The sequence below is a fragment of the Endozoicomonas elysicola genome (assembly GCF_000710775.1).
GTDB classification, from domain to species: domain Bacteria; phylum Pseudomonadota; class Gammaproteobacteria; order Pseudomonadales; family Endozoicomonadaceae; genus Endozoicomonas; species Endozoicomonas elysicola.
On the sequence record NZ_JOJP01000001.1, the window covers coordinates 2,055,798 to 2,068,932 of the forward strand.

Below are 13,135 nucleotides of genomic sequence, written 5' to 3' on the forward strand. Positions count from 1 at the left end.
AGAATAAACGTACATATATTGAAGTTAACAGTGGCTCAAAGGAGCACTGTTAACCAAGGCTTGTTCATTGTGAAAAGCCATTGATATAAACCTATTGCTCGATTGAGGATATGGTAATGCGTACTTTTGATTTTGATTTCACCCCGCTGTACCGTTCTGCCATTGGTTTTGACCGTGTTGCTCATTTGCTGGAATCCATGAATGCCAGCCATGCACAGGTGACCAAAAATAATGGCTACCCGCCTTATAATATTGAACTGCTGGATGATAACGAATACCGCATCACCATGGCCGTTGCCGGCTTTGCAGAAGATGAACTGGAGATTGAGACCCGTGAAGGTGTTTTAATTGTTCTGGGCAAGAAAAAGACAGATGAAACTGAGCGAAAATATCTCTACCAGGGAATTGCCGAGCGTAATTTTGAACGCCGTTTCCAGCTTGCAGATTATGTCCGTGTAACTGGTGCAACCATGGACAATGGCCTTCTGCATATTGACCTGGAGCGTGAAATTCCAGAGGCGATGAAGCCGAGAAAAATTAACATCGGCCAGAACAAGCTATTGGAAGCGGAAGCAGCCGAAGGCGCTTAAACGTTATATGTTGAATAGTGTACGACAGTTATGAGAGGTGGCTTCTGCCACCTCCATCAAAGAGATACCTCTTAGCTCCGCCAGACACTCTGCAACGTGTTCTACCCTTCCTGGCTCATTCCTTTGTCCCTGATAGCCATTCAATGGCATATCCGGCGCGTCTGTCTCAAGCACAATACTGCCAATTGGCAGGGTGGCTGCCAGGTGTCTTGTTTTGCTGGCTCTTGGGTAGGTTATGCCGCCACCGAACCCCAGCTTAAAGCCCAACTTCAGGTATTCTTCTGCCTGTTGTTCACTGCCTGAAAAGGCGTGAATAATCCCGGCGCTTTCGGGCTTGAATCTTCGCAGTACTTTCAGAATATCGTCATGGCTTTTCCGGCTATGAATAATCAGTGGCATTTGATGCAGGCAGGCCAGTTCAACCTGACCAGTAAACAGAGCGAGTTGTTTGTCCTTTGTCTGAGGCGTCATGTTTCGGTCAAAAAAATCCAGGCCGGTTTCTCCTATGGCCACAACCCTGACGGGACGTTTTTCCAGCAGTTTGCCCAATAGATCAAGGTGCTTGAGATTATGCTCAGAAATAAACCAGGGGTGGATACCAAGGGCCGTTACAATGCTTACAGGGCTCTCGTTTGAAAGGACTTCTGACTCATTGATCAATGAGAGCCACTCGGTGTGCTTTGTGGCAGGAATACAGATGTTGCTCACTCCCTTTCTGGCCGAGCGGTTCAGCACCTGTACACGGTCAATATCGAAGTCTGAAAAATTAAGATGGCAATGGCTATCAAATAGAGACAGCTGATCGTTCCCTTGTAGCACGGTTCATTGTTCCCTTAATAGGCTGTAATTTATACAGAATAACAGTTTGCCAATTACATCCTCAGAATACTCCAGCTGTGTACATAAATACTTCTAAAAAAATAATCAATAGTATGAAAAAGCACTGGCAGGATGAGTGACCTATTATTTATCAGACACTAGACTTGAGGTATATAAAGTGAACGAGGACTTAACCACAGCTGAGCCTTGTGGAGGCTTAAATCATTTTTTAGGCCACTGGGAGCGCCTCCATAAAGAACCATCTGATACCAGAGGATTAATAGAAATCTATATATCGGGCACCAGAGGTAGTGTCTCGCATCCATTGCATCAGGTCAGAGTAACCTTACATTTTCAAGACCCTGATAACACACTTTCTTCTACGATTCAGGCCATCGGGACTCAGTTTAATGACTGGAATCATGCTTCTGACAGGCCAGTTGTGCTTGGACTGAATTTTTACGATAACGGCTACTTGGGAGAGATGTATATCATGGTCATGCCAGATAACCCGAAAAAAATGGGGTTGGACTGGGGGGCCAGAATTCCAAACAGTAACCAGCCCGGTTTCTATCAAACGAAAGTAGAGTTAAACAAAGTGGCATAGATGTTTTGTTGTTCTCCACGATTAAGTCATAGCAACACTCATTGCTATGAATTTGTACTTTTGGGGGGATTTTACTTCGTCAGAGGCTTCTCTCAAGAGATTGGGAAGGTGGATGGCATTTTGGGAACGGGTACTTAATATATTCAAAAGCGGCTAGGAAAGCCTATAATCCTGCTCAGAAAGTCAGGAATTTAATTCTAAAAATGATGAAAAACGTGTCAAAGCACTTATCCCAGTTTCTCCTCTCGATAGTACTATTGCTCGGCTTACTGCTGGTATTTTATGTATCACGTTCGCTGAACAAGAGTGAAATGCCTGTCGATAAGGAGGCGTTTCAAACCGTCAGTTACTGCAACACATTTAAAGGGTGCCAGACCAGGGTAGGGGAAGGTTCAATAACATTGAGCATTCTGCCAGCATCGATGCCGACGGGGCAGCCACTGGATATTAGAACAGACATTTCTGGGCTCAATGCTGAAAAAGTCAGCATGGAATTTGTTGGCCGTGATATGCCGATGGGGTTGATGCCATTCAATTTACAGAAACAGTCTGGACATGCCTCAGGCACTGACCTGTATACTGGTACCGATAGTATCACTTTTTGTACAACTGATAGCAAAATGGTCTGGGTCGCCAGACTGAAAATTGAAACCAGAGAAGCAGTTCATACCATTCTTTTTGAACTGGACAATATAGAAGCAAACTCACAGTAGATTGCTATTCTCCCATAATACTTCTAATGACGAGTGGAGTTGAGTAATGGAAGGTGGAACGATTTTGTATTCCAGAGTAGTCAGGATTATGCGAACAATCGTCAATAGTGTGATGGCTTTGATGGTGCTATTAACTGTGCACACTGCTGTGGCTGCACAGAATGACCACAGTCATTCGCATTCTCATGCTCACTCACAAGAACACTCTAAACAAGAGTTGCAGTTACTTAATGCCAGTGCTCGTGCTACCAAGCCCGGGATGTCCTCATCGGCTGCTTATATGACCATCAAGAATGGTACTCATGAGGCTGTTCAGATTCGGTCATTAAGCAGCCCAGTTGCCAAGAAAACAGAGCTCCACACCACAGAAATGAACAATGGCATGATGACAATGCGCCGTGTGGATAACGTTACCATCAAGTCAGGTGATAAGCTGGAGCTAAAGCCGGGCGGCTATCATGTGATGCTGATGGGGCTTAAGAAGCCCATAGCCACCAACAGTAAAGTGCCGGTGACCATTACCTTCAGTAATGGCGATAAGAAGACTGTCATTGCTCATGCAACGGATGAGATCAAAGGCCAGCATATGGCGCATTGAGTAGCAGAAGCTACTTCCTTGTAGCTCATTACAAAGGTACAGAACCTATGTGTTTCTGTACCTTTCTGTTTAATAAGAGCGCCATCTATAGAGCCAGTCTAATGGGCTTATCCCTGCTCCAGCTCACCCAGAATGGCTTCCTTCAATTCAGAAGGTGCCACAACAAGGCCTTCTTCTTCATCAACTGGAAATACAGCCAGCATGGTGTTATCCCTTTCGAGCCCGGGAGTCCAGCGCTCCAGCCACACTTCCAGAGTAATGGCTTTTGGCTGGCAGTCAGACCAGTCATCCACTGCCCAGGCTTTGGCGAAATCAGGATGGGGCCAAATGGGCAGACACTCTTCACCATCACTGGATGACAGCTCTACCCAACCCTCCGGGCTGTGCAGGCTCCAGATCTCTTCCCAATCAGCCACTTTTTTCAAGAAGTAGTCATAACGCTCATGGTCAGCCAGCTTCTGAATGGATTCGAACTGTTTGTCGTTGAGTTTGTAAGTCATCAGTCATCAACGCTAGTGCAGTAAATAGTGGTGGGAGTGTATTACCTGCGTAGGATTGAAAGCAAATGGTGCTGTAGAATGGTGTTCTAAATTCTGGATAAAAGATAAAACAAGGAAAATCCCGTGAAAAGCCTTGAACTGAAAATCCCCCCATTGCTACTGGTTTTACTGTTTGGGGCTGCCATGTGGCTTGCCAGAAAGTATATCTCTCTGGGGTTTGATCTGAGTCGTGAGATTCGGTTGGGGCTTTTTATACTGTTTTCCATGCTGGCATTTGGTGTGGCATTGGCCGGAGTGATGAGTTTCAGAAAACAGAGAACTACGGTTAACCCAGTCAATCCTGAGGCGGCATCATCCCTGGTAATTAGTGGTATCTATCAGTATACGAGAAACCCCATGTACCTTGGGTTTGCTATTTTTCTAATTGGCTGGGGGCTTTGGCTGACCAATATTGTGTCAATTGCATTGATTCCATGCTTTATCCTTTACATGACCCGTTTCCAAATAATGGCTGAAGAAAGGGCGTTGGAAGCGCTTTTTGGTGAAAGATTTCTTGTTTATAAGCAGTCTGTAAGACGTTGGCTCTAGGAGACTGTCCGAGAATAGACAGTCATCCCGGTTTGGGCGCTATTCTTGGGCCTCCTCCTGGAGGCGGTTCGTGAATAAGTCCCGATATAGCTTTGTACCGTACCGCTCCCAGATATTTTACTTTTTTTTCTGTTTGGGGTTGGCAGGTGATGTATCAACCGCTTTAGCGGTGAGAGGCTGTGCTGTAGGTGTGTCCGCCAGCATATTCGTCCAGCTGTCAATCATGCCAACCAGGCTATTATGGGCTGCTATTTTTTCCTCATCCTCTCCCGGGCCATTATCCATGAGGTCTGTCAGCTTTTTGGTAAAGACATTCCGCTCATGAACGGCTACGCCTTTTGATACTCCCAGGCCTATTCCCAGAACTCCGGCAGCTACACCGAGCATAGGGAGAAAGAAAATACCACTGAACGCTCCAATCAGTGCCAGTTTGAGGGTGCCAGATCGCCCTTCTGCAAACGTGTCGTTATGGGCAAAGTCCCCAACCCGTTTGATGGCGTAATGCTTCAGCAGTGCTTTTAACGCTTCAGGATCTTTTCGAACCTCAGCAAAGTTTTGCTTGGGCTTTTGCTCATTGGCAAATGCTGTGACGTCTTTCAACCATTCCTTTTTCGCAAAGCCACGTAAATAATACTCAAGTTTTGTTTCATTACCTGGGAGTGAGAATGCAAATGAAATCTCTTTGTTGGTACAGCCCGGCTTCAGACCAAGGTCTTTAATCACTTCTGTTCGGTTCTTTTTAAGGAATCGCTGAAAAGCAGTATCCCCAAACAAACCCAGTTTTCTTTTCTGTTTTCTGCCATAGTCTGGGCGCAGGACTTCTGATGTGGTTTGGGAAAGGTTCTGTAATTTACTGCGACGATCCCGGAAGTTCATGGCTGCAGAAAGAGCGACAAGTACCCCGGTAATAGTGGCGCCAACTCCCATTGCAGCGGTTCCCAGGGCGGGCATTCCGTACTTGCTCATTCCACTGGCCCTGGCAACTAGACTGGTGCTCAGCATCACGGTACTGGCTTTTAACAAACGTTCACCTTTCTCACGGTCAGTAACCATACTGGACAACAGTTCATCGACATCACCACTGCTTTTGGCACAATTTGCAATTTCGCTGTTCATGGCGTCGACCCGCTCTTGCAGCGCCTTGAGGACCCCGGGGTTATTAAAGGCTTCATCGATAGCCTTGCCCAGACGTTTACGGTTGCCAACGGTTGCCAACAGCGTAGCAACTGTCCCTGTTCCAGCTACACCAGCAGACACGCCACCAAATGCAGGCATCAATGGTGGAAAAAGCATACCCAGGGCCAGTGCCGAACCAGTTAAGCTGACTGTAGCACTGGCTCCCGCCATGATGGTGTCTTTGGTCATGGTTTTCAGCTGATTCTTTTTATAGAGGCTCTTCACTTCTTCAAGTGTTATTTTTTCCCCCAATGGTTTGCCCGCGTGCTTCTTACTGGTTTTTCGTTTTTGCAGAATTGCCGTCAGCTCCATGGCCTTAAGATGGCCCGGCATCAACTTGTCCTGATTTCGTATTTTCTTTTCATTCAGGAACCCCTGATAGGCACCGCCGGCAAGTGCCAGGGCTGCAGTAGCCCCTGCTGTGGCTGTTCCAAAACCTAACAGAGCTGATTGAAAGGCTTCGTCGCTTTCATAAAACAGACCCATTAACTTCAGGTCTGGGTTCAGCGCCAGCCCATCACGGTCTTCCGGTTTGAAAAAGCGGGGGTCGTTTGGCGATACCTGGTCAAGAGAAACCCATTTCCCTCCCGGGGTATTCATGATTTCATCAATCTGGTCGGTGGTGATATGAGGTGCGATATCGTCCGTTGAGAACTTACCGAACTCAAGGTCCATATCGATACCGTGCTCCATAATCGTCCGGTCTTCCCAGACACTGTCCAGCTGCAGGTTATGAAAGCCAACTTCGCCGCTACCGGCTTCGATAAAACGGGAGTGGTCAAAGTCCACGACTTTGAACCCCTCTGCGCGAATTTCTTCGATCGTTGGAGCACGACCCAGTTTGGATACCATATTGCTGTATTCATAAGAATCCAGTACGGCATCACGTCCAAAGGCATTTTCCAGCGCATCCCAGGGCAGGTTTCCCCGGTTTTCAAAATTCAGGAACAGTATTTCATCATGGTTGCCTGGCTCTTCCAGCCAGTCATTCATAGTCTCCAGTACATTATCCAGTTTGGGAATATTGTCATCGCTGACGGTAGCGTCGAAGATTCCACCGTGGTTGATGACGATTTCACCATTATGATTATGCAAATCAAGATCAAACCCCCGAATCGGGGTTTTGTCCAGCATATCCTCCAGATCTATATTTTGGTTGGTAGCAAGTAGTGGCAATGATCCTTTACCAGGAACCGCCTCAGTGTTGTGTGCGGCGAATATTTTTATTTGATCGATAGGTATATCTTTAGGAGAGATGTGATCAAACATGCTTGGATCATGGGGTGGTTGCAGTGCGCTGGCAGCCGCAACACTCGCTCCTGATGCTACGGCACCTGCTACAGCGCCAGCAAGTAATCCTTTTTCGAGTTTCTGATTACCTGCAGGTTCTTTAAATGCTTTGGCGGCGCGGGTGCTCTGGATTTTTTCGGCGAGTTGTTGGTTGAGTTGCTCCCTTTTTTTTGGAAACTTATCTTTTGGTATTGCTCGAAAGGTGGTTTGTCTGTCTTTCATTGAGTCAGGCGTGAACTTTTTCTCGAACCGCATAAAAACATCATCGGTGATGTCTGTAATTCGTCTCTCAATGCAATATTCCAACAGCTTTTCTTCTTTTCCTTTAGACAAATAAATAAGTTTAGGTAATTGGGTACTCTTGATTTCCTGGTTGAGCTTTTGGCTGAGTTGTTGGTCCAGCTGTTTCAGTTTGTTTCTGAATGTCTCTTTAGTAATAGGGCCTCGGAGAGCGGTTTGCCTGTCGTGCATTGAGTCAGGCTTATATTGTTGATCAAACTGTAGATAAACACGTTCAGTAATTTTTGCAATTCCTTCGTCAATGCAATATTGCAACAGCTTTTCTTCTTTTCCCTTAGGCAAAAATATACGTTCTGGTAATTCTTGTTTTTTCTGTTGTATTGGCTTTGGGTTTTGAAGATTATGATTCAGTTGATCAAGGCGCTCATGAATATCTTCAGGGCTATAAAGAGGAAGTTCAAACAGAGAAGCCTGTGTAAATAATCGATCTATATCTTCTTTTGGGTTTAAGGCATCGTTTTTTTCTTGATTCAACGAAAGGTAATCATCAAGCGTTACAGTCCGGCCCTCTATGACTGCAATATCCCTCAGTTCCTGAACTAAATCATCCGTCCAGAAGAGTGGCACATCAAGATGGCTTTTGTCACCAGAAGATGCTTCATTGATGAAGCTTTCTGCATTCTTGCAATAATTGCGGGTAAATCTGTCATCTTCAGAGATGGCACTATCAACAGAGCTTTCTGATGTGATCGATGCCGTGTCAGAGAACTCATCATCAGGTGATATTGAGGTTGTATCAGTTCCATAACCGTCGTCACTCAATGAGGAAATACTCCGCTCTGAGAGTTTTCTGCCCAAAGGTTGACCTGAACCGTCTGCTCTCTGGTATGGCTCACCAACCTTATGTGGTGCTAATTTTTTCCCATTTTTATACGCTGCTTGGTTTGTTTTTTTGGGGTTTACATCAGCTGGCAGATGTTGAACACCTTTTTCTGGCTCAATATTCACGGTAAACCTTCCCTGGTTGTGATGAATTTATATTTCGGCTGTCATTACGAAGTACTTATATCCAGTAATATTACGCTCTTTGCCAGAGGCTAAGTCAGTGACTTTATGTCAACAGAACCTAAGGCTAAGAATCTGACTGGTCTTGCCACAGTAATAGCGGTTATAGTCTACCCTCCTGTTTTATAAGACTGTTTTGTGATCTATGAAGTTATATGGTGCACCGCTGATGGCTTTTCTGTTGGCGGGTTTGGTTCTGGCAGCCAGAGAATTTTGCCCGTTCTGGCCCACCATGGCCTTCATGGAAGAGATTCTTTTTTTTCTTTCTGGGTTGATTGCAGGCATTCGACTGCCTGATCTGGATTTGTTGACTCCGGGGTTGTCCCATCGTTCTGCAATTACGCACTCCTGTATACCAGCACTTCTGTTTTGGGCTTTTGGTTTCTCACCCATTGCTGCAGGTCTGGCCTTAGGAATAGCCTTTCACCTTTCTTCTGACCTTCAGCCTAAAGCCTGGACTGGCGGGGCTCTGATTAAGTTCCCCCTGTTGGGCAGTATTGGGATGCTTTCGCCATTATGGCTGATTGCTAATGTGATTGGCTGTCTGGCTATTTTTATGGAGATGGTTTCCGGTGAGCCGATCGATGCCCGACAGATGATTCTGGCTCTGTGTGTTCTGGGAGCTGGCTGGTATTTTCTGCAGGAGGAAAAGCGACCACTGTTGCCATTGATGACCCTGGGGTTTGCTATTTTACTGGTTCATGCGGTTAGAGGCGGGACGTTATCTGTGAAGCTGGTGTGGCAGTATTTTGCATAAAGCCAGCTACTGATTTGTATCAGGGCTGGGGTGCCATTTAAAAAATATAATTTCCTGCCGGATATCAAAGAGGCTGTAACCGGCTGTTGCACTGTGAATCAAGGGAACTATTTGAATACTCTCTGTCACAGCTGGCCATAGTAGGGATGGTGACTATTTCACTGAGTTTCATTGATAAATACTATAACTCACCCCTAAATATATTAATTAAATGCTCTTGTAATTGGAAAGCATCGGCGTGAGGGTAACGGAGAGAAGGCGCCTGCATATGAGATATTGGTACCGAAGGAGGATTTTCCTGAGCTACTTGTTGTTTCCCAGAAAACAGCAAAAAGGTTATCTTTTTCATGCAAGCTATTAAAATCGCTGACGGCTTTTTTCAAAGCAGCAGCACCTGCATTCCAGTTTTCCATATCACCCTCATGTGGAGGGGAATTACCTGTCAGTATTGCAACAGCATGGGCTTCCGGTTTTAATTGCTTTCCAATTCCTTCCATGAATTGCAGTACTTTTCCCATTGGAATCCCACCACAGGTTTGCTCCTGACCAAAGCAGGAACATAAGACGGCTTTACCAATGATGAGTTGGTACTGCTTTTTTAACAGATGCTCCTGGCAGGCATCAACAATACAAAGGTTGTCTAATTGTCTGTATTTAATTCTGCTGCCATTCCAGCTGTGTACTGGTTCATAGCTTTCATCAATGGACCAGGCTGGTTTATCGGTTTTAATAATTTTCAGCTTACGAGAAGTATTATCTGCAATAGTCTCAGCGCTGATAGTACTTCTCAGAACCCTGTTTGAATCAGAAATCATCCACACCTTGGCGATTTTGTTCTTATCAATGTAAGAACATAGATTACCAATATGAGGTATTGTGAAATCAATGGGGGGAGCGATTGTTTTTTTTTCAATTTCTTTACATTTCCGAGTGTGCCTTTGAAATGCAGTGTACCTTGCATATCCTGATGACGGTGCAGTCTCTGTGTGCCCAGTTTCAGTCATAAGGGCGTATCTAAGATAGCTTCTTATCATAAATATCCATATTATTTATTTTATTAGATAGATCTGATTTTTTACTTTTAGTTCCTAAGTGCCAATTTTATTAATGCTTGTATATCCAATCGCCAATGACCCACAGTCATTAGCGAACTGATTATTCAGTGATTGGTAGTGAAAATAGGTTTTATGGAGCTGTTGCTCACTCTTGTTTACTGATATCCATCTCATCACACAGCTATTCCGGCGAGTTGCAGGTAAATCTGAGCTTTTCATTAACAATACCCAGAAGAATAAAAGGGTTGGGATGTTCGAATTCCATGATGGTTCTCCGCTCAAACCAACCTTTAGAACATAGCGTAGCCAGAGGGTATTCACCATTTCGAATGAGACCAGTTGAATACCCAAAGGGGGGAGAGACAATTGAACCAGATTCCTTTACAAGTCGTTCGACGCGCTGTGAGTGCATGTGCAAAGTGCCGTTCATAGTTCGTAGCATGCTGTGCTGCTCTCTGCTTATGTGGAACAAATATACCGCATATTTTGCGCCTTTATGGCCTTATCAGTTCAGGTTTGAATTCATAGAATTCAAGGCCAGCCCGCTCGGATAAATTGCACCAGGTTGATGTGGCAAAATATATTCTATTGCCGAGTTCTTCGGCATTCCGTATACCGTTTACACAGGGGTTGCCAAAGCCATTATTCGTGAGCGTATGTGGGATACCATCATTATCAAAATAGATCAGGTCTCCACCGGCAATAAACTCGTGGAGCCTGCCATTTCGTGTCATTTCTTCTCTTGCCCAGCTAAACAGGCTGGATGTCGGGCTGGTATCCCGGAAATGATCCCAGAATGGAACGGGAACAGAAAAACCAGGATAGAGCAGCATACGACTGGAGTCGGCTTCTGCCAACAGGTCGTGAACACCACTGAAGGCATCAAACAAGCCCCAGAAAAGGCGGCCGTCTTTGCTGAGTGATGTCCAGGAGTAGATATTGCCGAGATTTCCCATTCCGGCTTTGCCAAAGAGGGGCTTTACCCCCATATTGTTGGGTACGCTTTGCCACTTACCGTGTTCATTGGCGACTTGAAAATGCTCGTAACCGTAGAGCAGCTCAGGCTCTGTTTCTCCTGAGGCCATTTCATCCAGTTGCTGGAGGGGGATTCGAAAGATGGAGGTTGCACGCCACTGGTTTTGTAAGAAGGTCTGCTCTTGACTCCGGGTTTCTGTAAGCTGATTGTAGAGTTTGCTGTCCGCTATTTTGAAATGGCTGTGCCCTGCCTGAGTCCCCTGGTGATAGGTGCCAAAATACAATGTGTCATGATGGATATTGACGGTTCCCCACTTTGCGCCCCACCGACCTTTCTCATCAGGATCATAGCGATCCATACTGAAAATGATTTGGAACTGCATTGGACTTTCTGAGGTCCAGCCGCCCATCGGTATTTCCTCGGATAGCAACATAACCGACTCCTGTCGGTTATTGTCCCTTACGCCTGACTCCGGGTCATACAGCAACGGGTGCGCAGCTGATGACATAATCAGGCGTTCTGTTCCATCGACATGGGTAAACTGAATGAAGTCGCCAATCATACCAAAACGGTGGTTGAGCACTGGGGCGGAAACCACATCCCAGCCAGCCCCTTCGCCATTGAGCGTTTCACGATAGTTTCCTCCCTTGAATGGGTCTTCAGGTGTGCCAACCCAGCGCAGCATCACGGTAGACCCATTGCCATTCTGGGTCATGCCGGTTTCAGCACCCAGAATGGTGTAAAAGCCAGCATTCCCATCCGCGTCTTTAAGAACCTTGAAACGTCGTGTTGTATCTCCCTTGATATCCCGATAGCCAAGGAATGAACGTTCCCGGGCATTAAAGACCAGCAGCCTGATCCAACCCTCTCCACCTTTATGCAGGTGATGGCCGGCAAAAAATACCAGGTCTTTGTAGGTTCCAGCGGCGCGGAGTCCCATGATGGAAAAGAAGGACATTTCATCATGAGGCTCGAGAGCCTCTTTGAATAACGCACCTCCGGCGGTTAATGTATGTTCATTCACCAATTCACGCGTACCGCGTTCAAAGTTATAGATGTAGATCTGTGATTGACTGGACAGTACGCTCTGCGGTGAGCAACCGGTGTATGTGCTCTGGTAGGTACTGAGATAAAAAGGGTAATCCAGGTTTTGTACCGGCCAGACACACCAGCCCTGTGAAATGGTGCCAACCCAGACTTCCCGGTCATCGTACGTTGTGGTTGCCCATGGATAGGATGCATTTCGTTTTGCCTGAAAACCCTCAGGCATCTGGCTTATCCAATCTACACTGGCATCTTGAATATTATTACCGCTGGTGACACTGTCGAAGGCTTCATCAATAGGTGATCTGGCAGAGAGTTGAAATGGACCATCAACAGCATTCGGAATGCTAGCCTCTGTTCCAGAAGGACTGACCAATAAGCAAAGTGTCAGATAGGTGAGCAAAACCGTATTTAATTTCATGCTGTGTGACTTTTATTATTGTAAAAATGGCATTATCGATACTGGTTGAAACGGGAAAACCTGTTTCTTTGATCAACCTGTTTTCAACTGGATGCTTGGTATCGCCCGCTTGCTTTGTTGCTGGTGGTTTGACCCGAGAGTGAGTAAAGCCATACCAGCCCTGATATTCCCGCAAATAATTCATAACCCAGTACTCCCAGGGTGTAAGTAGTAAAACTGTCGTCTATAAACAGGCCGTAGGTTCGACTGAGCGCAAGGCAGGAGCCAATAACTCCCAGGGCATAGACGAACGACTTAAAGAAGCGTGGGTTAACAAGTGCATGAAGGGCCATCAGTCCCATGGCCAGCTGAAAGCCACCGTACATGGCCCTCATATCCGTTTCCCCGCTGGGGTGCAGGCTTTTAACGCCAATAATGTCTGTGACCAGAAAGGGGGCCAGTGTGCAGGCTAATCCCCACGGCGTCCAAACAGCGATATTGAAAATCAGATAGAGCGTTTTTTTATTCATAGTATTGTCCGTGTTTTTTTTAGTGTTGTTTAGGTTCTGTTGACATGAGGTTCCTTTCTCAGCTTAAGCCAGAATGCTTCTGGCTAGGCGCAAGGACGCAGGAATACTCACGTCTTTCAAGTTCTTGCAACAACGGCAGAAGCATTCTGGCTTGAGTCCGTAGGGTGGCTCGTAAAGCCGCCTTCCA

At 46.0% G+C, this 13,135-nt stretch carries 12 protein-coding genes; 6 read left to right on the forward strand and 6 right to left on the reverse strand.

The annotated features are described in order from the left end of the window. Nucleotides 1–116 precede the first annotated feature (116 nt). Nucleotides 117–590 (forward strand): Hsp20 family protein, encoded by a 474-nt coding sequence (locus GV64_RS08755; protein ID WP_020580464.1) that lies wholly within the window; start codon nucleotides 117–119, stop codon nucleotides 588–590. A gap of 3 nt (nucleotides 591–593) precedes the next feature. Here GV64_RS08755 and GV64_RS08760 read toward each other — a convergent pair whose 3' ends face one another. Beyond that, entirely contained in the window at nucleotides 594–1,409 is an 816-nt protein-coding gene (locus GV64_RS08760) for a TatD family hydrolase (protein ID WP_020580463.1), read from the reverse strand. 178 nt (nucleotides 1,410–1,587) lie between these two features. On the opposite strand from GV64_RS08760, the gene GV64_RS08765 reads away from it, so the two are divergent. From GV64_RS08765 to GV64_RS08775, 3 genes are all read left to right on the forward strand, one after another. Next, complete coding sequence (locus GV64_RS08765; RefSeq protein ID WP_152553976.1) at nucleotides 1,588–2,016, forward strand: hypothetical protein; 429 nt, start codon at nucleotides 1,588–1,590, stop codon at nucleotides 2,014–2,016. Nucleotides 2,017–2,231: 215 nt separating this feature from the next. Continuing rightward, on the forward strand, nucleotides 2,232–2,729 hold the full coding sequence (locus GV64_RS08770; protein ID WP_160171780.1) for a hypothetical protein: 498 nt from the start codon (nucleotides 2,232–2,234) through the stop codon (nucleotides 2,727–2,729). Nucleotides 2,730–2,775: 46 nt separating this feature from the next. Then, nucleotides 2,776–3,327: a copper chaperone PCu(A)C gene (locus GV64_RS08775; protein WP_081622000.1), complete on the forward strand. Its 552-nt coding sequence runs from the start codon at nucleotides 2,776–2,778 to the stop codon at nucleotides 3,325–3,327. 107 nt (nucleotides 3,328–3,434) lie between these two features. Here the strand turns inward: GV64_RS08775 and GV64_RS08780 are convergent, their stop codons facing one another. After that, nucleotides 3,435–3,827: a DUF2750 domain-containing protein gene (locus GV64_RS08780; RefSeq protein WP_020580459.1), complete on the reverse strand. Its 393-nt coding sequence runs from the start codon at nucleotides 3,825–3,827 to the stop codon at nucleotides 3,435–3,437. A 123-nt stretch (nucleotides 3,828–3,950) separates the two neighbouring features. Between GV64_RS08780 and GV64_RS08785 the strand changes: the two genes are divergently transcribed. Beyond that, nucleotides 3,951–4,415 (forward strand): methyltransferase family protein, encoded by a 465-nt coding sequence (locus GV64_RS08785; RefSeq protein WP_020580458.1) that lies wholly within the window; start codon nucleotides 3,951–3,953, stop codon nucleotides 4,413–4,415. 117 nt (nucleotides 4,416–4,532) lie between these two features. Here GV64_RS08785 and GV64_RS08790 read toward each other — a convergent pair whose 3' ends face one another. Next, the gene (locus GV64_RS08790; protein ID WP_020580457.1) at nucleotides 4,533–8,129 is read right to left on the reverse strand and encodes a PI-PLC domain-containing protein; all 3,597 of its coding nucleotides are present in this window, start codon (nucleotides 8,127–8,129) and stop codon (nucleotides 4,533–4,535) included. A 226-nt stretch (nucleotides 8,130–8,355) separates the two neighbouring features. Here GV64_RS08790 and GV64_RS08795 point away from each other — a divergent pair, with 226 nt between their 5' ends. Further along, complete coding sequence (locus GV64_RS08795; RefSeq protein ID WP_152553977.1) at nucleotides 8,356–8,943, forward strand: hypothetical protein; 588 nt, start codon at nucleotides 8,356–8,358, stop codon at nucleotides 8,941–8,943. A gap of 203 nt (nucleotides 8,944–9,146) precedes the next feature. Here the strand turns inward: GV64_RS08795 and GV64_RS08800 are convergent, their stop codons facing one another. The 3 genes from GV64_RS08800 to GV64_RS08815 form a co-directional block, all read right to left on the reverse strand. Beyond that, complete coding sequence (locus GV64_RS08800) at nucleotides 9,147–9,977, reverse strand: hypothetical protein (RefSeq protein WP_152553978.1); 831 nt, start codon at nucleotides 9,975–9,977, stop codon at nucleotides 9,147–9,149. Between the two features lie 515 nt (nucleotides 9,978–10,492). Beyond that, entirely contained in the window at nucleotides 10,493–12,439 is a 1,947-nt protein-coding gene (locus GV64_RS08810) for a hypothetical protein (RefSeq protein ID WP_020580453.1), read from the reverse strand. A gap of 83 nt (nucleotides 12,440–12,522) precedes the next feature. Then, the gene (locus GV64_RS08815) at nucleotides 12,523–12,948 is read right to left on the reverse strand and encodes a DUF4345 family protein (RefSeq protein ID WP_020580452.1); all 426 of its coding nucleotides are present in this window, start codon (nucleotides 12,946–12,948) and stop codon (nucleotides 12,523–12,525) included. Nucleotides 12,949–13,135: the final 187 nt, after the last annotated feature.

What these genes read in the sequence shown, in the direction of transcription:
- GV64_RS08775 (WP_081622000.1), top strand. Translation starts at nt 2,776, where the DNA reads ATGGAAGGTGGAACGATTTTGTATTCCAGAGTAGTCAGGATTATGCGA.
- GV64_RS08815 (WP_020580452.1), bottom strand. Translation starts at nt 12,948, where the DNA reads ATGAATAAAAAAACGCTCTATCTGATTTTCAATATCGCTGTTTGGACG.
- GV64_RS08800 (WP_152553978.1), bottom strand. Translation starts at nt 9,977, where the DNA reads ATGATAAGAAGCTATCTTAGATACGCCCTTATGACTGAAACTGGGCAC.
- GV64_RS08810 (WP_020580453.1), bottom strand. Translation starts at nt 12,439, where the DNA reads ATGAAATTAAATACGGTTTTGCTCACCTATCTGACACTTTGCTTATTG.
- GV64_RS08780 (WP_020580459.1), bottom strand. Translation starts at nt 3,827, where the DNA reads ATGACTTACAAACTCAACGACAAACAGTTCGAATCCATTCAGAAGCTG.
- GV64_RS08795 (WP_152553977.1), top strand. Translation starts at nt 8,356, where the DNA reads ATGGCTTTTCTGTTGGCGGGTTTGGTTCTGGCAGCCAGAGAATTTTGC.
- GV64_RS08755 (WP_020580464.1), top strand. Translation starts at nt 117, where the DNA reads ATGCGTACTTTTGATTTTGATTTCACCCCGCTGTACCGTTCTGCCATT.